This is a genomic window from Curtobacterium sp. VKM Ac-2861, from assembly GCF_013204965.1.
In the GTDB taxonomy this organism is placed as follows: domain Bacteria; phylum Actinomycetota; class Actinomycetes; order Actinomycetales; family Microbacteriaceae; genus Curtobacterium.
Genome location: NZ_JABMLA010000001.1, coordinates 618,662 through 639,510, shown reverse-complemented (window position 1 = coordinate 639,510; position 20,849 = coordinate 618,662). Strand labels below are relative to the sequence as shown.

Genomic DNA, 20,849 nt, shown 5'->3' with positions numbered 1-20,849 from the left:
CCGTCGTCTGCACGGTGCCGGGTCCGTCGGCCGGTGCGGGGTTGGTCGCGTGGTGCGCGCTTGTGGCGCTGCACGGTGCGCGGAAACGCGCACGGGGTGAGAAAGAGCGCACGGTGCTGACGGGAGGCACGGTGCGGGCGTGACCCGTGCCTCCCGTCCGGTGGTGGGTCGAGTCCAACGCACGGTGCCGGGTCCGTCGGCCGGTGCGGGGTTGGTGGCGTGGTGCGCGCTTGTGGCGCTGCACGGTGCGTGGAACCGCGCACGGGGTGAGAAGGTGCGCACGGTGCTGACGGGAGGTGCGGTGCGGGCCTGACCCGTGCCTCCCGTCCGGTGGTGGGTCGCGTCCACCGCACGGTGCCGGGTCCGTCGGCCGGTGCGGGGTTGGTCGCGTGGTGCGCGCTTGTGGCGCTGCACGGTGCGCGGAAACGCGCACGGGGTGAGAAAGAGCGCACGGTGCTGACGGGAGGCACGGTGCGGGCGTGACCCGTGCCTCCCGTCCGGTGGTGGGTCGAGTCCAACGCACGGTGCCGGGTCGTCTTGTCGGTGTCGGTACCCGTCGGTACGCTGATCGACATGCATACCAGTTCCGGCGACGACGGCGTTCCGAGCCGGAGCGTGCACGCCGCTGACGGCCACGATCGGATCCGCGTGCGCGGTGCCCGCGCCAACAACCTGCAGGGGATCGACGTCGACCTGCCGAAGCGTCGACTCACGGTGTTCACCGGTGTGTCCGGGTCCGGCAAGAGCTCGCTCGTGTTCGGCACCGTCGCCGCCGAGTCGCAGCGGATGATCAACGAGACGTACAGCGCCTTCGTGCAGGGCTTCATGCCGTCGCTCGCACGACCCGACGTCGACCTGCTCGACGGCCTGACCACCGCGATCGTCGTCGACCAGGAGCGCATCGGCGCCGACCCGCGGTCGACCGTCGGCACCGCCACCGATGCGAACGCGATGCTGCGCGTGCTCTTCAGCCGTCTGGGCGACCCGCAAGTGGGTGGTCCGAACGCGTTCTCGTTCAACCTGGCGACGGTCACCGCCGGGGGAGCGATCACGGTGCAGAAGGGCAAGGACGCCAAGGCCGAGAAGGTCTCGTTCACCCGGCTCGGTGGCATGTGCGCCGACTGCGAGGGGCGCGGGCTGGTCAACGACATCGACCTGACGCAGCTGTTCGACGACTCGAAGGCGCTCGGCGACGGGGCGATCACGATCCCCGGCTACGGCACCGACGGGTGGAACGTCCGGATGTACGCGGAGTCCGGGTACTTCGACAAGGACACCCCGATCCGCGACTTCACCGAGCAGGAACGCGCCGACTTCCTCTACCGCGAGCCCACGAAGCAGAAGATCGCCGGCATCAACATGACGTACGAAGGGCTCGTTCCCCGGGTGCGCCGCTCGATGCTGCAGAAGGACCGCGAGGCGATGCAGCCGCACATCCGCGCCTTCGTCGACCGTGCGGTGACCTTCACGACGTGCCCGGCGTGCGGTGGTACCCGCCTGAACGACATCGCCCGGTCGTCGAAGATCAGCGGGAAGAGCATCGCCGACGTCTGCTCGATGCAGATCACCGACGTCGTGCCGTGGCTGCGGGCCATCGACGACCCCGGCGTCGCGCCGCTGCTCGACGGCCTCCGCGACCTCCTCGAGTCGTTCGTCGAGATCGGTCTCGGCTACCTCTCGCTCGACCGCCCGACCGGCACGCTGTCCGGGGGAGAGGGGCAGCGGGTCAAGATGGTGAAGCACCTCGGGTCGTCCCTCAGCGACGTCACGTACGTCTTCGACGAGCCGAGCACCGGTCTGCACCCGCACGACATCGAGCGGATGAACGGCCTGCTGCTGCGGCTGCGCGACAAGGGGAACACCGTCCTCGTGGTCGAGCACAAGCCCGAGGTGATCGCGATCGCCGACCACGTCGTCGACCTCGGCCCGGGCGCCGGCTCCGGCGGCGGGACGCTCTGCTACCAGGGTCCGGTGCAGGGGCTGCGGGGGAGCGGGACCATCACCGGTCAGCACCTCGACGACCGCGTCTCGGTGAAGACCGCCGTCCGCCGGTGCGACGGGGCGATCGCGATCCGCGGTGCGTCGGCACACAACCTGCACGACGTCGACGTGGACGTCCCCACCGGGGTGCTCACCGTCGTGACGGGCGTCGCCGGTTCCGGCAAGAGCACGCTGATCCACGGTTCGCTCGCGCATCGCGAGGGTGTCGTGGCCATCGATCAGAGCGGGATCCGCGGCTCCCGGCGCAGCAACCCGGCGACCTACACCGGGCTGCTCGAACCCATCCGCAAGGCGTTCGCGAAGGCCAACGGCGTGAAGCCCGCGCTGTTCAGCGCGAACTCCGGGGGCGCGTGCCCCGCGTGCAACGGCGCCGGTGTCGTCTACACCGACCTCGGGATGATGGCGGGCATCGCCACCCCGTGCGTGGAGTGCGACGGCAAGCGGTTCGACCAGTCGGTGCTCGGCTACCAGCTCGGCGGCAAGGACATCAGCCAGGTCCTGGGCATGTCCGTCGCCGAGGCCGTGGCGTTCTTCGCCGACGGTCCGGCCGCGCTGCCTGCTGCGCACACGATCCTGGCGCGCCTGGCCGACGTCGGACTCGGGTACCTGACCATCGGGCAGCCGCTCACGACGCTGTCCGGCGGAGAGCGGCAGCGGCTCAAGCTCGCGACCCACCTCGGTGAGCGTGGCGGCATCGTCGTGCTCGACGAACCGACCACCGGACTGCACCTGGCGGACGTCGCCCAGTTGCTCGGGCTGCTCGACCGCTTGGTGGACTCGGGCAAGACCGTCGTGGTGATCGAGCACCACCAGGCCGTGATGGCGCACGCCGACTGGATCATCGACCTCGGGCCCGGCGCGGGGCACGACGGCGGCCGGATCGTGTTCGAGGGCACGCCCGCCGACCTCGTCGCAGCCCGCTCGACACTGACCGGCCAGCACCTGGCGACCTACGTCGGCGCCTGAAGCAGGGGACAGGTTCGTGCACGGAACCTGAACGTTGCCGGTGCGATTCGGATAGCGTTTGATCGACGCTCACGATCGGCTACCCGGCCTGGATCGGCGTCCTGATCGAAGGAGCTCCCATGTCCAACCCCGGCAACGCGCCCGCTCAGTCCAACACCTTCGGTGTCGTCTCCCTGGTGCTCGGCATCGTCGGCGTCGTCGGCGGCATCTTCATCGCCCTGATCGGCATCATCGCCGGCATCATCGGGCTCGTGCTCGGCATCCTGGCGCGCAAGCGTGGGGGCAGCCGCGGCACCGTCCTCGCCGGCATCATCCTGTCGGCCGTCGCGATCGTCATCGGCATCGTCGGCTACATCCTGACGGCGGTCATCCTCACCCAGTCGTGATGGAGCCCGTTCGCGGGCGCACTCGGTACGTCCGCGGGCGTGCATCGTGAGCAGAGGAGGTCGAGTCCGCCATCCGGACTCGACCTCTTCTGCTCACCCGACGGCTTCGCGTCCGGTCCGGTCACCGGCGGTTCGCCCTTCGGCGAGGAACCTGGTGAAGGCAGCGCGCACGCGGTCGAGGTCGGGCTCGAGCCCGGTGATGTGTCGGAGGCTCGCGACCGCCTGCCCGACGGCCATCCAGCCACCGTCGACCACCCGGCATCCGGCCGCACGTGCCGACCGGACGAGCGGCGTCTCGAGCGGGAAGTAGACGGCGTCGGAGACCCAGGCGCCTCGGGGGAGCAGCGCGGGGTCGAAGGCCTGTCGCGGGTCGCCGTTCATGCCGAGCGGTGTCGCGTTGACGGCTCCGTCCGCCGTCGCGAGCACCTCGGCGGCATCGGTCATCGCCAGGACACGGGCGTCGACGGGGGAGTCGATGGGTGGCTCGAGCGTCGCGACGAGGGCCTCCGCGCGGCCGACGTCCGCATCGACGACGTCGAGCCGCCGGGCACCGAGTCCGACGAGCGCGTGGGCGATCGCCGAGCCCGCACCACCGGCACCGAACTGCACGACGTGCTGCCCGGCGACCGAGCCGAGACCGCGTTCCACGGCGATCCGGAAGCCGGTCTCGTCGGTGTTGTACCCGATGCGGCGGCCGTCGCGGAACAGCACGAGGTTGACCGCACCGATCCGGGCAGCCCGTGGGTCGAGCGCATCGAGCAACGGGACGACGGCCTGCTTGCAGGGGTGCGTGACGTTGACCGCGCGGTACCCCTCGGCCTCGGCGGTGGCGAGCAATTCCGGCAGATCGGCCGCAGTCCGGCCCACCACGTCGAGGTCGAGCAGACGGTACTCGTAGTCGAGTCCGAGCAGCCGGCCTTCCGCCTCGTGCATCAGGGGAGTCAGCGACCGCTGCAGTCCGGCGCCGATCAGCCCGACGAGCGTGTGCGGCATCGTTCCTCCCGTGGCGTCGACCGGCCGTCCGACACTAACGCGCCGTGCAGGAGACCCGATACGTCATCAGCGCGTTCGGCGTACCGTCCGGCGCATGAGCTACAGCCAGCCAGACCCAGCCGAAGAGACCACCCAGAGCGAGACGCCGGAGCAGCCGGACACCGACCAGGAGAACCTGGAAGAACAGGGCGGTGAACCGGCGGCGCTCGAGATCGACGCCGACGACGTCCCGACGAAGCCCGTCGACTGACACTGTCGCCCGACGATGTGCTTCGTGAGCAGAAAAGGTCGGGTCCGCGCGTGGGACTCGACCATTTCTGCTCACGAAGCCCTCTGGTGCCTCTCATAGGCGTGCGCCGATAATGCATATTATGTCAACTCGGAATCGGACAGGGGCTCCCCGTGCGTGAACTCGTCCTGAAGATGTCGATGTCGTTGGACGGTTTCGTGGCCGCTCCCCGATCCGAGTCGGACTGGATGTTCCGCGGCGGGAGTCCGGACTCGATGGCCTGGGTGCTCGACGTCGTCGCTGGTGCGGGCGTGCACGCCTTCGGCCGCAAGACCTTCGAGACCATCTCAGGTTTCTGGCCGACCGCGCCCGGGCCGATCGCCGAACCGATGAACCGGATCCCCAAGGTCGTCTTCACCACGCAGCGCGACTTCGATCCGCGAACAGCGGCAGTCCCCGACCCCGACTCCCCCGCGGCGGCGACCTGGACGGGTGCACGAGTCGCAGCCGGACCGCTCGAAGCCGAGGTGACAGCGCTCAAGCAGGAGTCGGGCGGGTACGTCCTCGCTCAGGGCGGGACGGAGTTCGGTCGCAGCCTGGTCCGGGCTGGTCTGGTGGACGAGTACCGGCTGGCCGTCCTGCCCGTCGCGCTCGGGTCAGGCGATGGCGTGTTCGCCGACCTGACCGACGAGCTCGATCTCGAACTGATCAGTTCTCAGGCCTTCGCAGGCGGCGCGCTCGGACTGGTGTACCGACCGAAGCGCTGAGCAGGTCAGAAGACGGCGACGGTCATCCCGGTCGACGTGGCGGGACGGTCCATGGCGACGATCGCCCCGGGCAGGTCGTCGAAACCGATCGTCCGACCGATCGAGTCGTCCGGACGCAGTCGCCCGGTGACGACGTCGGCGAGCATCGCCGCGTACTCCCCCACGGAGATCCCGTGGCTGCCGAGCAGTTCGAGCTCATCAGCGATGACGCGGCCCATCGGGATCACCGGCTCGGCCTCGTCGTCGAGCAGCAGGCCGACCTGCACGTGACGTCCCCGAGGGCGCAGGGAGGCGACCGCTGCGACGGAGGTCGCTCGGCTGCCGAAGGCGTCGATCGAGATGTGCGCGCCGCCGTCGGTGCGAGCGCGGACTGCGGCGACGGCGCCGTCGTCCATCGGCACGGTGACGGCACCGAGTGCCGCCGCACGTTCGAGCGCCGCCGGCGAGACGTCCACCGCGACCACCTGGGCGCCCGCCGCGACCGCGACGATGATCGTCGACAGGCCGACGCCGCCGCAGCCGAACACGACCACCCACTCCCCTGCTGCGACCCGACCTCGGGCGTGCAGGGCGTGGTACGCCGTCCCGAACCGGCACCCGAGTGCTGCGGCCTCGGCGAAGTCCACGGCGTCCGGGAGCGCGACCACGTTGACGTCGGCGTGCGGGATGACGACCGATTCGGCGTGGGAACCGGGCAGCGTGAACCCGGGTTGCTGCTGGCGCGTGCACACCTGGGTGGCGCCGTCGACGCACTCCGGGCACGTCCCGCAGGCGAACACGAAGGGCGCGGTCACCCGGTCACCGACCGAGACCCGGGTCACCGCGTCCCCGACGGACGTGACGACACCGGCGAACTCGTGCCCGGGGACGTGCGGCAGCGAGACGGAGTCGTCGTGCCCCTTCCAGGCGTGCCAGTCACTGCGGCACACCCCGGTGGCCGCGACCCGGACGACGACACCGTGGTCCGGTGCCACCGGATCGGGCACGTCGACGATCGACGGGGCGGATCCGAACTGGTCGTACTGGACTGCGCGCATCCCGCCATCGTCCCAGACGGTGGTGCCGCGTTGTCCACAGGCGACGGATTGGCCGTTGCCCGCCGACGGCGACCGCCGGTTCACTGGTCCCATGGACGAACCGACCGCACTGCACTTCTCCGCCGACCCCGCCGACCTCGACGTCGACCGCGTGCACCGCTGGCTCAGCGAGCAGTCGTACTGGGCACGGGGTCGCAGTCGTGCCACCCAGGACGCGATCATCGCCGGGTCCCGCAACTTCGGCGTCTACGACACGGCGACGGGTGCGCAGCTCGGGTACGCCCGGGTGATCACCGACGGGGTGACGTTCGGCTGGCTGGCCGACGTGTTCGTCGATCCGGACGCTCGTGGCCGTGGTGTCGGCGTCGCCCTCGTGCAGGGCGTGACCGAGGCGATCGAGCCACTCGGGTTGAAGCGGTTCGCCCTGTTCACCGCGGATGCGCAGGCACTGTACGAGCGGTTCGGGTTCCGTCCGCTCCCCGACCCGGAAGGCTGGATGATGCGCCCCGGGCCGGGGTTCGGCGCCGACGTGCACGACTGAGCCGGACGCCGTGACCTCAGTACTCGATGCGGCCGTCCCGGTTGTGGAACTCGCCGGTGGGCCCGTCCGGCCCGACGGTGGCGAGCGCGAAGGTCGCGTCCGTGCCCTCGGTGATCGTCTGGTGGCCACCGAACCCGTTGAACTCGGTGGCGGTGTACCCGGGGTCGCTGACGTTGACGCGGAACCCCGGCAGGTTCTTCGCGTACTGCACGGTCAACGCGATCACCGCGGCCTTCGACGCGGCGTAGGGCACCGCCGGCACCGCGTACTCGTCGTGGCCCGGGGTCGTCAACCACCGCGCGAACCCGACGCCCGAGGCGACGTTCACGATCACCGGGTGGTCGGATGCCCGCAGGAGCGGGAGCGCTGCCTGTGTGACCCGGACGATGCCGGTGACGTTGGTGTCGAGCACGGCGGACATCGCGGCGGCGTCGAGGTCGTCGACGCCGAACGACGTCCCGAGGATGCCGGCGTTGTTCACGAGCACGTCGAGGACGGGGATGGTCGCGATCGCGGCGTCGATGCTGTCCTGGTCGGTCACGTCGAGCTGGACCACCTGGGCACCGAGGGCGCGTGCTTCGTCGCCGGTGGACGGATCGCGCATGCCGGCGTACACGGTGTGGCCCGCGTCGACCAGGCGGCGGACGGTCTCGAGCCCGAGGCTGCGGTTGGCTCCGGTGATGAGTGTCGTTGTCATGCCCCCACTCTCCGCCTGAGCGGCTGACTCCCCCAGGCACCGTGCGACGGTGGGACCAGCAGTACCAGGACGGACAGGAGGCGCGGGGCGAAGATGGTGGACATGAGCGAGTTCGCGAGTGTGTTGCGTTCCTGGCGCGACCGCGTCCGTCCCGAAGAGGTCGGCCTGCCGGCCGGGCCCGGCCGACGGACCCCGGGTCTCCGACGCGAGGAGCTCGCCGCGCTCGCCGGGGTGAGCGTCGACTACGTCGTCCGGCTCGAGCAGGGCCGCGCGCTGAACCCCTCACCGCAGCTCCTCGGCGCGCTCGCCACGGCGCTTCGGCTCACCGCGGCCGAGCGCGACCACCTGTGCCGGGTCGCCGGCGTCGCTCCCCCGTCGCTCCAGGTCGTCCCGCGGCACATCACCCCCGGGGTGCAGCGGCTCGTCGACCGCCTCGGCGACGTCCCGATCGCGGTGTTCACGGCGACGCACGACATCGTGCTGTGGAACGACCTGTGGGCTGCGTTGAACGGTGACCCCTCGCGGGCCGTCGGCATCGAGCGCAACCTGGTGTGGCGGCACTTCATGCACGCGCACGACGGTGTCGAGTGGGACGACGAGCACCAGGAGGAGTTCTCGAGCGACCTCGCAGCGGACCTCCGGCAGGCATCCGGCCGCTACCCCGCCGACCGCGACCTGGCCGAACTCGTGGCGCGGCTCCGCCGGGAGTCACCCGAGTTCGAACGTCGCTGGGACACCGGTCGCATCGCCGAGCACCGGGCGAGCCGCAAGCAGGTGCACACGCCCGTCGGCCCCATCGAGATCGACTGCGACGTGCTGACGGTCCCGGGTGGCGACCTGCGGATCGTCGTCTACACCGCGGTTCCCGGAACCGAGGACGCCGCCAAGCTCGACCTGCTGCGGGTCACCGGCCTCCAGCAGTTCACCACGGCGCCGTGACCGCGATGGGCGAGCACGACCGCTGGCGTCCGGACGGCGGCTGGTCCCCTGGCTAGCGGTCCGAACGAACGACTGCCGGAGCGGTCCACGCTCGGCTCAGGACGGCGTCGTCCGGTTCGTACATCCGGAGGATCGGGCGGAAGTCCCCGGCGGGGCTCGGGAGCCAGTTGGCGTCCGGGTCCGCTGGCCGCTCGTGGCTGATCGTGATCGTGAGTGCGCCGTCCGGGTCGCGGACGATGCCGGGTGTCCGGTCGCCGACCGAGTAGCGGTCGATGGGGTTCGCGACGAGGTAGAAGTCGGGCATGGAGTACATGGTCAGCGACCAGAACCCGCCGACGGGAGGGGTCGGATCGAGACGGAGCGTGTAGGTCCGGGACCCCGTGAGCTGCTCACCCTGGTCGTCGACGTACGTCATGATGTACGCCGCCTCGTACGCGTGGTTGCCCCACAGACCACCGAGTGCCGCTGCGGCACGTTCGACGATGCGCAGTTCCGGATCGGTGATCGTGAATCGGTCGTCGTCGAGCGCACCCACCTCGAAGAAGTCGAGGTTGTAGTCGAAGGCGTGCAGGGTGAGCTTCCAGCCGTTCACCTGCGGGCTCGCACCCGAGGTGAGCGCGTGCTCGAGCGCCGCTCGTCCGGCGTCGAGACCGGCGGCGAGCCTCTCGTGCGCGGTGGTGGACAGGTCGAGGTACGGAGTGGTCGGCGCGGTGGTGCCGGCGGGCGCCAGCGACCGCTGCAGTTCGCGGTCGCGTGCCGCGGGCGGGAACTGCTGGGACCAGACGCGCAACTGCTCGAGGAAGACCAGGTCCTCGGGAACGGCTGGGTCCGGTTCGGCGAGGCCGATCGGACGGGCAGCGGCGTCCAGCGGCGTCAGCGTCGTCGCGTCCTGGAGCGCGTGCACGGTGGGCAGGTCGTCGTCGCTGCTCACCGCCCAGCGGCCGACGATGGACGCCACCGTCGTCGGGAAGTGGATGACGGTCGTGCCCGACGGTGCGGAGTCGTCCCACGTCGGTGGCACGAGGAGGAACTCTGCCGCATGGGTGCCGGTCGCACGGTGGCCGACGTAGGCGAAGTTGTCCGTCCACGCGGACACGAACTGCAGCACGTAGTACCGACCGGCCGTGTCGGGTACGCGCAACCGGACCGGTCCGACGCTGAGGTCGATCTGGGCCATCGAGTACAACGTGTCGTTGTTGATGGTCACGAACGTGTCGTCCGGCCCGGCGAGGGTACGGGCGTGTCCGAAGGAGTTCCACGGTGCCGCTGGAACCGCACCGACACCGGTCTCGACGTACCGCGCGACCTGCGCGAGGTTGAACACCAGCGGGAAGCCGTACAGGTACGCCTTCGTCAGGAGTGCTCGGTCGGCATCGCTGCTCACTGCTGTGTCGGTCATGCAGCGATCTCACCGCGAACCGCCGCCAGTGGCTTCACCCCGAACGGGTGAGCAGGCCGCGATGCGACTTCCGGCATCCCCCGATCAGAGCTCGTGCCTCACTGCGACGAGCTCGGGCTCAGCGCTTCCTCGTCCGCCGCGACGTCCTTCTGCACCGCGAACTGGGTCCGGTGCAACTCCTCGTACCGTCCGCCGACGGCCAGCAGTTCCTCGTGGGTCCCACGCTCGACGATCGAACCGTCCTCGACCACGAGGATCAGGTCCGCGCTGCGGATGGTCGACAGCCGGTGGGCGATCACCATCGCCGTCCGCCCCTCGAGTGCCTCGCTGAGCGCAGCCTGCACGGCCGCCTCGGACGTCGAGTCGAGCGCCGCGGTGGCCTCGTCGAGGATGACGACGCGCGGCTGGGCGAGCAGGAGCCTGGCGATGGTCATCCGCTGGCGCTCGCCGCCGGACAGCCGGTAGCCGCGCTCGCCGACCATGGTGTCCAGCTGGTCCGGCAGGGAGCGGATGAGCGGTTCGAGCCGTGCGCGCCGGACGGCGTCCCACACCTCGTCCTCGGTCGCCTCGGGCCGTGCGAGGCGCAGGTTGGAGCGGATGGTCTCGTGGAACAGGTGGCCGTCCTGCGTCACCATCCCCATGGTGTGTCGCATGGAGGCGAACGTGACGTCGCGGACGTCCGACCCGGCGAGTCGTACGGCGCCGCTGTCGACGTCGTACAGGCGGGAGAGCAGCTGTGCGATCGTGGACTTGCCGGCCCCGGAGGTGCCGACGAGGGCGACGGTCTGCCCCGGCTCGATCCGGAACGAGACGCCGTGCAACACCTCGTCACCGCCGCGGGTGTCCAGCGTGGAGACCTCCTCGAGCGAGGCGAGGGACACCTTGTCCGCCGAGGGGTACGCGAAGCGGACGTCGTCGAACTCGACCGCCACCGGGCCGTCGGGGACGGTGCCGGCGTCGGGCTTCTCCTGGATGAGTGGTTCGAGGTCGAGGACTTCGAAGACGCGCTCGAAGCTGACCACCGCGCTCATGATCTCCACCCGGGCGTTCGCGAGGCTGGTCAGCGGCGCGTACAGGCGGGTGAGCAGGAGGGCCAGCGTCACCACGTCGCCCGTGTTCAGGTGGCCACCGAGGGCGAGGGCGCCGCCGACCCCGTAGACGAGCGCGAGGGCGAGCGCGGAGACCAGGGTGAGGGCGGTGACGAAGACGAACTGCAGCAGGGCACTCCGCACCCCGATGTCGCGGACCCGGGCTGCGCGGACCCGGAACTCCTCGGCTTCCTCGTCGGGCCGGCCGAACAGCTTCACGAGGGTGGCACCGGGCGCGGAGAAGCGCTCGGTCATCTGCGTGCTCATGGCGGCGTTGTGGTCGGCGGCCTCGCGACGCAGCGCGGCGAGGCGGCTGCCCATGCGCCGCGCGGGCACGAGGAAGATCGGGAGCATCACGATCGCCAGGACCGTCACGAGCCAGGACGTGCTGAGCATGACGGTCAGGGTGAGGATCAGCGCCACGAGGTTCGTGACCACGCCGGACAGCGTGCCGCTGAAGGCCTGCTGCGCACCGATCACGTCGTTGTTGAGGCGACTGACGAGGGCACCCGTCCGTGTGCGGGTGAAGAACGCGATCGGCATCTTCTGCACGTGGTTGAAGACGGCGGTCCGGAGGTCCAGGATCACGCCTTCGCCGATGCGTGCGGAGAACCAGCGCGTGGCGAGCGACACGCCTGCGTCGCCCACGGCGACCAGGGCGATGACGACCGCGAGCCAGACGATCGTGTCGAGCGCGCCCCGGGCGACGATGACGTCGACCACCCGGCCAGCGAGCACCGGTGTCGCGACCGCGAGGACCGCGCCCACGACGGAGAGGACGATGAAGACCACCAGCTTGGCCCGGTAGGGCACTGCGAACGTCATGATCCGCCGCACCGACTCGCGCGAGATGCCGTGCTTGCCGTCCTTGGCGGTCGAGATCTTGTACAGCGAGCTCCAGGCCACGCCTTCCATGCTCATGGCAGTCAGGATACGTCGGTCCCCGTGCCGCTCAGACCGCGGTGAACACCAACGAGGCGTTCTGCCCACCGAACCCGAACGAGTTGTTCAGCGCCGCACGCATGGTCGCGGTCCGAGCCGTCCCCGCCACCACGTCCAGGTCGATCGCCGGGTCCTGGTGCTGCAGGTTCAGCGTCGGCGGCACGACCCCGGTCTCGAGTGCCCGGACCGTCAGGATCGCCTCGACTGCTCCCGCCGCACCGAACATGTGCCCGATGGCGCTCTTCGGCGCGGTGACGAGCGCACCGGTCCCGACAGCACGACCGATCGCCGCTGCCTCACCGACGTCCCCGACCGGGGTCCCGGTCGCGTGCGCGTTGACGTGGTCGATGTCCGCACCGGTGAGCCCGGCCATCCGGATCGCCGCCGTCATCGCGCGCTCCTGCTCGCTGCCGTCCCCGAGCGGGGCGGTGATGTGGAACGCGTCCGACGTGATCCCCCACCCGGCAAGCGTCCCGTGCGACCGCTGTGCGCGGGCGGCGGCGTGCGAGGCCCGTTCCAGGACGACGAACCCGGCACCCTCGCCGAGCACGAACCCGCGGCGGTCGGCGTCGAACGGTCGCGACAACGTGGTGGGGTCGTCACCGTCGGGCTTCGCGAGGGCCTGGGACTGCGCGAACGATGCCATGGTGACCGGGGTGACCGCCGCTTCGGTGCCGCCCGCGATGACGACGTCGGCCTCCCCCGTGACGATGAGCCGCGCGGCCGTCGCGATCGCCTCGGCACCGGACGCGCACGCCGAGACGGTCGTGTACGCACCGGCGCGGGCGCCGTACTCGATGCTGATCTGCGCTGCGGCCCCGTTGGCCATGAGCATCGGGACGGTCCGGGGCGACACCCGACGCGCGCCCGAGGCGCCGAGCACGTCGTGTGCATCGAGCAACGTCTCCACTCCCCCGATGCCGGTCCCGACGACGACGGCCAGGCGGTCGCCGTCCACCGCGGGCGCGCCGGCGTCGGCCCAGGCCTCGCCGGCGGCGACGAGCGCGAGCTGCTGGCTGCGGTCGAGTCGGTTCGCCCGGACGCGACCGAGAGCAGACTCGGCGTCGAGTGCTGCGTCGGCGCCGACCATGATCGGCACCCGTTCCCAGAGCTGCCCGTCGCGGTGCAGCTCGTGCACGCCGGAGCGTCCGGCGACCAGGGCGTCCCACATTGGCGCGACGCCGTGGCCGAACGGTGAGACCGCGCCGTAGCCGGTGATGGAGATGTCCACGAGTGCTCCTTCTTGTACGTTGAACAAGTGGAGTTGTACCACGTACAATTCAGAGATGGCAACCACCGACGGCACCGGGACGACCCGCGGCGCAGCGACCCGAGCGAGGATCCTCGCCGCGACCGCCGGACTCCTCAGCGCAGGGGCAGCCGGTGGCGCGGGCGGAGTGAGCACCCCACGCCACGCCGTCACCGTCAGCGAGATCGCCCGTGCGGCCGGGGTCTACCCGAACCAGATCACGCACCACTACGGCTCGAAGGACCGCCTCGTCCTCGACGCCGCCTTCGCGCTCTTCCTCCGCGACACCACGCGCCTGCAGGTCGCCGGTCGGCGAGCCGGGTCCGCCGACGCGTTCCGTCAGGTGCTCGCACGCACCGCGCTCGCCATGCCGTCGACACTCCTCGTCGTGCGCGCGCTGGCCGCCGCCGGTGACGACGACGCCCAGCGGGAGCGCGTGCGGCTCCTGCTCGCGGTCCTGTTCCGGCAGTCGGAGCGCTACCTCGAGCGCGTCGTCGCCGAGCACGGCTGGACGAGTCCGAGCGGTGTCGGCCGTGATGCCCGGACGTTCTGGAGCGCGGTGTTCGGCGCGACGCTCCTGGCCGACGCGGGCGTCACCGGCGGGCCGTCGGACCTCGACCTCGCAGGCACGGTGTCCATCCGCTGAGCGCGGGACGACGACCGGCGAGGGCTACTCGCCGAAGCCGCTCCGCACCAGCTCCACCAGTGCGTCGACCGCGACCTGCGCATCGGCTCCGCTCGCCTCGATCGACACGGTGGCACCCTTCGGCAGCGCCAACGCCATGATCGCCAGCAGGCTCTTCGCGTCCACGCCGTTCACGCGCACCGCTGCGTCGTACTTGGCTGCCGTCTTCACGAACTCCGCCGCGGGGCGGGCGTGCAGGCCGGTCTCGTTCACCAGTTCGACGCTCTCGGACGCGGCCACGTCGTCGACGCTGGCGGCCCCGTCACCCGGCCCCGTGCCTCCCGGCTGGTCACCGGACGGACGGGAGGCGCTGCTCGCGTCGTCCGCGGACCCTGCGGCGGACGCCGCGGCAGCGAGCACTGCCTCGGCGTCACCACCGGTCTGGGCCGCGACGGCCGCGGCGACCGCGCCCTCGACCAGGGGCGCCGGCGAGACGTGCACGCGTGCGCGGACGTCGTCGTCGAGGAAGTCGAGCGCCGTGTCGGTGGTCAGGTAGGCCGAACCGAGGTCGCACAGGACGACGACGGCGTCGGCGTCGGCGAGTTCCTCGATGCCGGCGGTGATCGCCTCGAACGACGTGCCGATGCCGCCGTCGTCGGTCCCGCCGGCCGCGACGAGCGGTACGTCGGCCGCCATCTGTCGGGCGAGTTCGACGGTGCCGGAGGCGATCGCGGCGCTGTGCGAGACGATCAGGATGCCGACGGTCACGCGGCGGAGCCCGTCGTCGCGTCCACCGCGGCGCGCAGGATGTACGCCGTCGACTGTGCACCCGGATCGCGGTGCCCGACGGCGCGTTCGCCGAGGTAGCTCGCACGCCCCTTGTGGGCGACGAGCGGTTCGGTGGCCTCGGCGCCCGAGGCGGCGGCGTCGGCCGCGGCGGCGAGCACCGCTGCCGGGTCGTCACCGGCGGCGGCGGCAGCGGTGGCGGCGTCGACCGCGGGGGTCCAGGCGTCCACCATCGTCTTGTCGCCGACGGCGGCCTTGCCGCGCGAGACCACGCCGTCGCGGGCTGCGGCGAGCACGGCGACGAGCGTGTCGGCGTCGAGCTCGGTCGCGTCGCCAGCAGCCTGGGCTGCCTTCAGGTACGCGGTGCCGAACAGCGGGCCGGCGGCGCCGCCGACGGTCGAGATGAGCTTCGTCGCGACCGTCTTGAGCACGGCGCCGGGCGTGTCGAAGGACCCGCCGTCGATGGCCTCGAGCACGGCGCGGAAACCGCGGTCGAGGTTCTCGCCGTGGTCCCCGTCACCGATCTCGCGGTCGAGTGTGACGAGTTCGGCCCGGTGTTCGTCGATCGTCGCAGCGGTGCGACGGACCCAGTCGATGGCCCATTCGGTGTCGAGCGCCAATGCGGTTCCCTTCGTGTTCCCGGCCCGGTGGGCTCGGTGTCGTGGTCGGTGGTCGAGCGGTCGATGTCGGCTGCTCAGCGACCCCAGCGCAGTGCTGGGGTCTCCACCGGTGCGTCCCAGAGTGCCGTGAGTTCCTCGTCGAGCACCGTGACGGTGATCGAGAACCCCTGCATCTCGAGGGACGTGACGTAGTCGCCGACCAAACTACGCGTGACGTCGTACCCGCGGTCCGTCAGCACCTCGGCGGCGCGGCGGTAGGCGATGTACAGCTCGGACAGCGGCGTGCCGCCCATGCCGTTGACGAGCAGGAGCAGCTTCGAGCCGGCCGGGGCGTCGAGGTCGGTCAGGATCGGTTCGAGCACACGGTCGACGAGCTGGTCGGCCGGTGCCATCGGGATGCGCTCGCGCCCGGGCTCGCCATGGATGCCGATGCCGAGTTCGACCTCGTCGTCGGCGAGCGTGAAGGACGGCTCCCCCGCGTGCGGCACGGTGCCGGACGCCAGGGCCAGGCCCATCGACCGCGTGACGTCGTTGACGTGGCGGGCGATCGCGGCGACGGCGTCGAGGTCGTCACCGCGCTCGGCCGCGGCACCGGCGCACTTCTCGACGACCACGGTGCCGGCCACGCCGCGGCGACCGGCGGTGTAGAGCGAGTCCTGCACGGCGACGTCGTCGTCGACCACGACGGCCTCGACGCGGATGTCGTCCATCTCGGCGAGCTCGGCGGCGGTCTCGAAGTTCAGGACGTCGCCGGTGTAGTTCTTCACGATGTGCAGGACGCCCGCGCCGCCGTCGACGGCCTTGGTGGCCGCGACGATCGGGTCGGGGGTCGGACTCGTGAACACCGGGCCCGGGACGGCGGCGTCGAGCATGCCGTACCCGACGAAGCCCGCGTGCAGCGGCTCGTGTCCGCTGCCGCCGCCACTGACGATGCCGACCTTGCCGGCGACGGGTGCGTCGGAGCGGTGCAGGTGGATCGGGTCCTCGACCAGGACGACGTGTCCGGCGTGTGCCCGGGCGAATCCCCGGACGGTCTCGTCGACCACGGCCTGCGGGTCGTTGATGAGCTTCTTCATGCGCGTGCCTCCACGGGTACGGGGCCGAGCCGAGGCGAACTGCACACCGCCGTCGTCGACCGGAGTGCGCCCAATCTACATCCGACGCCCGGGCGCTCGTTCGTCCGGTCTGCACGTTCGTGCAGTGCGACGGGGACGCGTCACCGGCTCGCGATCCCCCGCAGCGCACGCCGGTTGCACGTTCGTGCACGATCCCGGACTTCCCTCAGGAATTCATCGCCGCGTCGTTCGCCTCGTCACTAGGCTCGGCCTCAATCACTCAACGGGGAGTGCGGCGCAGCACCACCGGACCCCCACCTCACGCACTGGAGGTCACCGATGGACGACATCGGCGTCAAGTTCCTGTCCGAGCTCGTCGGTACAGCGATGCTCATCATCCTGGGTGGCGGTGTCGTCGCCGCCGTCTCCCTCACGAAGTCGAAGGGCTTCGGGGCCGGCTTCCTCATGGTCACGATCGGTTGGGGCTTCGCGGTCTTCGCCGGCGTCCTCGTGTCCTACAAGTCGGGCGGCCAGCTCAACCCGGCCGTCAGCCTCGCCCAGGCCATCCTCGGCAACATCAGTGTCGGCACGATGCTCATCTACTGGCTCGCGCAGATGATCGGCGCGGTCATCGGTGCCGTCATCGTCTGGCTCGCCTACAAGCAGCACTTCGACGAGGAGCCCGACGCCGCTGCGAAGCTCGGCGTCTTCTCCACCGGCCCCGCGATCCGGTCGTACGGCTGGAACGTCGTGACCGAGATCATCGGCACCTTCGTGCTCGTCTTCGTCATCCTCGCGATGACGAACGGCAAGGCACCTGCCGAACTCGGCGCCGTCCCCGTCGCCTTCCTCGTGATCGCGATCGGTGTCAGCCTCGGTGGCCCGACCGGCTACGCCATCAACCCGGCCCGTGACCTCGGCCCGCGCATCGCCCACGCCTTCCTGCCCATCAAGGGCAAGGGCTCGAGCGACTGGTCGTACGCCTGGGTGCCGGTCGTCGGACCGCTCGTCGGCGGTGCACTCGCCGCCGTGCTGTCGCTCGCGCTGCTGCCCGTCGTCAGCTGAACCAACCCAACCCCGGGGTGGGCGGCCCGCGATCGCGGGCCGCCCACCGCACCGAACACCCGTAAGGAGCACCAATGGCCGACTACATCGTCGCCATCGACCAGGGCACGACCTCCACCCGAGCGATCGTCTTCGATCACTCCGGCTCGATCATCTCGACCGGGCAGAAGGAGCACGAGCAGATCTTCCCGCGCGCCGGGTGGGTCGAGCACGACCCCGCCGAGATCTGGGACAACACCCGCGAGGTGATCGGTCAGGCACTGTCGCGTGCCGACATCACGCGTCACGACGTCGCCGCCGTGGGCATCACCAACCAGCGCGAGACCGCCGTCGTCTGGGACAAGACCACCGGCAAGCCGATCTACAACGCGATCGTCTGGCAGGACACCCGCACGCAGTCGATCGTCGACAAGCTCGCCGACGGTGACACCGACCGCTACAAGGCCATCGTCGGCCTCCCGCTCGCGACGTACTTCGCCGGCACCAAGATCATGTGGATCCTCGAGAACGTCGAGGGTGCGCGTGAGAAGGCCGAGGCCGGGGACCTGCTCTTCGGCACCACCGACACCTGGGTCCTCTGGAACCTGACCGGTGGCGTCGACGGCGGCGTCCACAAGACCGACGTCACGAACGCGTCCCGCACGCTGTTCATGGACCTCGAGACGCTCCAGTGGCGCGACGACATCCTCGCCGATTTCGGTGTGCCGAAGTCGATGCTCCCCGAGATCGTCAGCTCCTCCGAGGTCTACGGCCACGTCGAGTCGTCCAACCTGCTCCGCGAGGTCCCGATCGCGGGCATCCTCGGCGACCAGCAGGCCGCGACCTTCGGCCAGGCGGCGTTCGACCAGGGCGAGTCGAAGAACACCTACGGCACCGGCAACTTCCTCATCTTCAACACCGGTACCGAGATCGTCCGCTCCGAGAACGGCCTGCTCACCACCGTCGGCTACAAGCTCGGCGACCAGGAGACGCACTACGCACTCGAGGGCTCGATCGCCGTCACGGGTTCGCTCATCCAGTGGCTCCGTGACAACCTCGGTCTCATCGGCAGTGCGCCGGAGGTCGAGGCACTGGCCAAGACCGTCGAGGACAACGGCGGCGTGTACTTCGTGCCGGCGTTCTCCGGGCTCTTCGCGCCGTACTGGCGTCCGGATGCTCGCGGAGCCATCGTCGGCCTGACCCGCTACGTCAACAAGGGGCACATCGCACGTGCGGCCCTCGAGGCGACGGCGCTGCAGACCCGCGAGGTCCTCGACGCGGTGAACGCCGACTCGGGCGTGGACCTGACCGAGCTCAAGGTCGACGGCGGCATGACCGCAAACAACGAGCTCATGCAGTTCCAGGCCGACATCCTCAACGTGCCGGTGGTGCGTCCGGTCGTCGCCGAGACGACGGCGCTCGGCGCGGCCTACGCGGCCGGTCTCGCGGTGGGCTTCTGGGCCAACCTCGACGAGCTCCGTGCCAACTGGCAGGAGGACAAGCGTTGGGAGCCGCAGCTCGACGCTGCGGAGCGCGAGCGCACGCTCCGTCTCTGGAAGAAGGCCGTCACGAAGACCTTCGACTGGGTCGACGAGGACGTCCAGTAGCGACGCACGCGCACGCTGACCGCGTGCACTGAACGCACCGACGGGAGGCCCGGTGCCGGTTCCAGGAACCGGCACCGGGCCTCCCGTCGGTTGCGTCTACTCCGCGTCGGTCGCGGTCGGGACCGCGATCCAGTCCGCCAGCTTGCGGGTACCGGCGCCGGAGTCGATCGCCTCGGCCGCGACCGCGAGCTGCTCGCGGAAGCGCTGCAGGATCGGTCGGTCGGACTCGGCCGGGTCCTGCGCCAGACGGAAGGAGACCAGTCCCGCTGCGGCGTTGAGCAACACGATGTCGCGTACCGGGCCCGTCTCCCCCGACAGCACGCGGTGCACGACGGCCGCGTTGTGCTCGGGGTCGCCACCGAGGAGGTCCTCGGTGCGTGCACGTGCGATGCCGAGGTCGCGCGGGTCGAGGTCGTGCTCGATGATGCGCCCGCCGGTGACCTCCCAGATGTGGCTGTGGCCGGTGGTGGTGAGCTCGTCGAGGCCGTCGTCCCCGCGGAACACCAGGGCGGTCGCGCCGCGGGTCTGGAACACGCCCGTGATGATCGGCACGAGGTCGAGCTGCGCGACGCCGACGGCGTTCGCTTCGCACCGTGCGGGGTTGACGAGCGGCCCGAGGAAGTTGAACACCGTGGGCACGCCGATCTCGCGGCGGACCGGCCCGGCGTGCGCGAAGCCCGGGTGGAACGCGTTCGCGAACGCGAAGGTCAGTCCGACACGCCGGAAGGTGTCCGCGACACGCGCGGCGTCCATCGTGAGATCGAGCCCGAGTGCGGCGAGCACGTCGCTCGAACCGGACTTCGACGAGCTCGCCTTGTTGCCGTGCTTCACGACGGGCACCCCGGCGGCGGCGATGACGATCGCCGCCATCGTCGAGACGTTCACGGTGCCGACGACGTCCCCACCCGTGCCGACGATGTCCAACGCCATCGGGTCGACGTCCAGCGGAACGGCGGCGTCGAGGATCGCGTCGCGGAACCCGACCACCTCGTCGACGGTCTCGCCCTTCGCGCGGAGCGTCACGGCGAACGCGGCGATCTGTGCCTGGGTAGCGCGCCCGTGCACGATCTCCTCCATGGCCCATGTGGATTGCCTGATCGTCAGGTCCTCGCGCGCCATGAGCGCGCTGATCACTGCAGGCCAAGAGAGTGCGTCAGGCATGGCTCGATCGTAGTGAATTCGAGAGACCCGCCAGTCTCCTGCGAAAACACTGTCTGGGGTTTCGGCCATAATGGAGGACGTGACTAGCACCCCTCTCTCCAGATCCGCCAGCGGTCCGGCCCTGAACAGGCCGAACGCCGTTGCCGTGGGGACGATCGTGTGGCTGGGCAGCGAGGTCATGTTCTTCGCCGGCCTGTTCGCGATCTACTTCACGCTGCGCAGCACGTCCCCCGAGCTGTGGGCGGCCGAAACCTCCAAGCTCGAGGTGCCCTTCGCCTCGGTGAACACGATCATCCTGGTGCTGTCCAGCTTCGCGTGCCAGTTCGCCGTGTTCGCTGCAGAGCGCTTCCAGGTGCACCGCACGAGCTGGAACCCGCGCCACTGGGGCATGACGGAGTGGTTCTTCGTCACCTACGCGATGGGCGCGATCTTCGTCTGCGGCCAGATCTTCGAGTACGCCAACCTCTGGCACGAGGGCGTCACGCTCTCCTCCAGCGCCTACGGCTCGGCCTTCTACATGACGACCGGGTTCCACGGCCTCCACGTCACGGGTGGCCTCATCGCCTTCCTGCTGACGCTCGGCCGCGGCTTCGCCGCGAAGAACTTCGGTCACAAGGAAGCGACCACCGCCATCGTCGTGTCGTACTACTGGCACTTCGTCGACGTCGTGTGGATCTTCCTCTTCGCCGTCATCTACCTTCTCAAGTAGGAACTGGA

At 70.4% G+C, this 20,849-nt stretch carries 20 protein-coding genes; 10 read left to right on the top strand and 10 right to left on the bottom strand.

The window, feature by feature from the left end; translation table 11 throughout:
* The first annotated feature begins 573 nt into the window (after positions 1–573).
* Both HQQ88_RS02925 and HQQ88_RS02920 read left to right on the top strand, forming a co-directional pair.
* Entirely contained in the window at positions 574–2,967 is a 2,394-nt protein-coding gene (locus HQQ88_RS02925) for an excinuclease ABC subunit UvrA (RefSeq protein WP_173168587.1), read from the top strand.
* A 119-nt stretch (positions 2,968–3,086) separates the two neighbouring features.
* On the top strand, positions 3,087–3,353 hold the full coding sequence (locus tag HQQ88_RS02920; protein ID WP_123294405.1) for a hypothetical protein: 267 nt from the start codon (positions 3,087–3,089) through the stop codon (positions 3,351–3,353).
* 93 nt (positions 3,354–3,446) lie between these two features.
* Here the strand turns inward: HQQ88_RS02920 and HQQ88_RS02915 are convergent, their stop codons facing one another.
* Positions 3,447–4,346: a shikimate dehydrogenase gene (locus HQQ88_RS02915; protein WP_173168586.1), complete on the bottom strand. Its 900-nt coding sequence runs from the start codon at positions 4,344–4,346 to the stop codon at positions 3,447–3,449.
* 94 nt (positions 4,347–4,440) lie between these two features.
* Between HQQ88_RS02915 and HQQ88_RS02910 the strand changes: the two genes are divergently transcribed.
* Positions 4,441–4,596 (top strand): hypothetical protein, encoded by a 156-nt coding sequence (locus HQQ88_RS02910; RefSeq protein WP_159571359.1) that lies wholly within the window; start codon positions 4,441–4,443, stop codon positions 4,594–4,596.
* Between the two features lie 152 nt (positions 4,597–4,748).
* Positions 4,749–5,342: a dihydrofolate reductase family protein gene (locus tag HQQ88_RS02905; RefSeq protein ID WP_173168585.1), complete on the top strand. Its 594-nt coding sequence runs from the start codon at positions 4,749–4,751 to the stop codon at positions 5,340–5,342.
* Between the two features lie 5 nt (positions 5,343–5,347).
* Here HQQ88_RS02905 and HQQ88_RS02900 read toward each other — a convergent pair whose 3' ends face one another.
* A complete protein-coding gene (locus HQQ88_RS02900; RefSeq protein ID WP_173168584.1) occupies positions 5,348–6,379 on the bottom strand; it encodes an alcohol dehydrogenase catalytic domain-containing protein in 1,032 nt (343 codons plus the stop codon).
* A 91-nt stretch (positions 6,380–6,470) separates the two neighbouring features.
* Here HQQ88_RS02900 and HQQ88_RS02895 point away from each other — a divergent pair, with 91 nt between their 5' ends.
* Positions 6,471–6,920, top strand: a complete 450-nt coding sequence (locus tag HQQ88_RS02895; RefSeq protein WP_131880131.1) for a GNAT family N-acetyltransferase — start codon at positions 6,471–6,473, stop codon at positions 6,918–6,920.
* Between the two features lie 16 nt (positions 6,921–6,936).
* On the opposite strand, the gene HQQ88_RS02890 is transcribed toward HQQ88_RS02895, so the two are convergent.
* The gene (locus tag HQQ88_RS02890) at positions 6,937–7,617 is read right to left on the bottom strand and encodes an SDR family NAD(P)-dependent oxidoreductase (RefSeq protein WP_173168583.1); all 681 of its coding nucleotides are present in this window, start codon (positions 7,615–7,617) and stop codon (positions 6,937–6,939) included.
* A 102-nt stretch (positions 7,618–7,719) separates the two neighbouring features.
* On the opposite strand from HQQ88_RS02890, the gene HQQ88_RS02885 reads away from it, so the two are divergent.
* Entirely contained in the window at positions 7,720–8,556 is an 837-nt protein-coding gene (locus tag HQQ88_RS02885) for a helix-turn-helix domain-containing protein (protein ID WP_123294411.1), read from the top strand.
* A 52-nt stretch (positions 8,557–8,608) separates the two neighbouring features.
* On the opposite strand, the gene HQQ88_RS02880 is transcribed toward HQQ88_RS02885, so the two are convergent.
* The 3 genes from HQQ88_RS02880 to HQQ88_RS02870 all read right to left on the bottom strand — a co-directional run bounded on the left by HQQ88_RS02880 (position 8,609) and on the right by HQQ88_RS02870 (position 13,216).
* A complete protein-coding gene (locus HQQ88_RS02880) occupies positions 8,609–9,955 on the bottom strand; it encodes a DUF1254 domain-containing protein (protein ID WP_173168582.1) in 1,347 nt (448 codons plus the stop codon).
* Positions 9,956–10,053: 98 nt separating this feature from the next.
* Entirely contained in the window at positions 10,054–11,964 is a 1,911-nt protein-coding gene (locus tag HQQ88_RS02875) for an ABC transporter ATP-binding protein (RefSeq protein WP_173168581.1), read from the bottom strand.
* Positions 11,965–11,995: 31 nt separating this feature from the next.
* A complete protein-coding gene (locus HQQ88_RS02870) occupies positions 11,996–13,216 on the bottom strand; it encodes a beta-ketoacyl synthase (RefSeq protein WP_173168580.1) in 1,221 nt (406 codons plus the stop codon).
* A gap of 55 nt (positions 13,217–13,271) precedes the next feature.
* Between HQQ88_RS02870 and HQQ88_RS02865 the strand changes: the two genes are divergently transcribed.
* The gene (locus tag HQQ88_RS02865) at positions 13,272–13,880 is read left to right on the top strand and encodes a TetR/AcrR family transcriptional regulator C-terminal domain-containing protein (RefSeq protein ID WP_173168579.1); all 609 of its coding nucleotides are present in this window, start codon (positions 13,272–13,274) and stop codon (positions 13,878–13,880) included.
* 24 nt (positions 13,881–13,904) lie between these two features.
* Here the strand turns inward: HQQ88_RS02865 and dhaM are convergent, their stop codons facing one another.
* The 3 genes from dhaM to dhaK all read right to left on the bottom strand — a co-directional run bounded on the left by dhaM (position 13,905) and on the right by dhaK (position 16,341).
* Complete coding sequence (dhaM, locus tag HQQ88_RS02860) at positions 13,905–14,627, bottom strand: dihydroxyacetone kinase phosphoryl donor subunit DhaM (RefSeq protein ID WP_173168578.1); 723 nt, start codon at positions 14,625–14,627, stop codon at positions 13,905–13,907.
* The gene (gene dhaL / locus HQQ88_RS02855) at positions 14,624–15,265 is read right to left on the bottom strand and encodes a dihydroxyacetone kinase subunit DhaL (protein WP_133936617.1); all 642 of its coding nucleotides are present in this window, start codon (positions 15,263–15,265) and stop codon (positions 14,624–14,626) included. The genes dhaM and dhaL overlap by 4 nt, the downstream gene beginning before the upstream one ends.
* Positions 15,266–15,339: 74 nt before the next feature.
* Positions 15,340–16,341 carry a dihydroxyacetone kinase subunit DhaK gene (dhaK, locus tag HQQ88_RS02850; protein WP_133936618.1) on the bottom strand — a complete coding sequence of 334 codons (1,002 nt, stop codon included), beginning with the start codon at positions 16,339–16,341 and terminating at the stop codon, positions 15,340–15,342.
* A 318-nt stretch (positions 16,342–16,659) separates the two neighbouring features.
* On the opposite strand from dhaK, the gene HQQ88_RS02845 reads away from it, so the two are divergent.
* Positions 16,660–17,385, top strand: a complete 726-nt coding sequence (locus HQQ88_RS02845; protein ID WP_123294418.1) for an MIP/aquaporin family protein — start codon at positions 16,660–16,662, stop codon at positions 17,383–17,385.
* A gap of 74 nt (positions 17,386–17,459) precedes the next feature.
* Positions 17,460–18,971 (top strand): glycerol kinase GlpK, encoded by a 1,512-nt coding sequence (gene glpK, locus HQQ88_RS02840; RefSeq protein ID WP_111084025.1) that lies wholly within the window; start codon positions 17,460–17,462, stop codon positions 18,969–18,971.
* 96 nt (positions 18,972–19,067) lie between these two features.
* Here glpK and trpD read toward each other — a convergent pair whose 3' ends face one another.
* On the bottom strand, positions 19,068–20,132 hold the full coding sequence (gene trpD / locus HQQ88_RS02835) for an anthranilate phosphoribosyltransferase (RefSeq protein WP_133936619.1): 1,065 nt from the start codon (positions 20,130–20,132) through the stop codon (positions 19,068–19,070).
* A gap of 70 nt (positions 20,133–20,202) precedes the next feature.
* On the opposite strand from trpD, the gene HQQ88_RS02830 reads away from it, so the two are divergent.
* Positions 20,203–20,841: a heme-copper oxidase subunit III gene (locus tag HQQ88_RS02830; RefSeq protein ID WP_111084027.1), complete on the top strand. Its 639-nt coding sequence runs from the start codon at positions 20,203–20,205 to the stop codon at positions 20,839–20,841.
* Positions 20,842–20,849: the final 8 nt, after the last annotated feature.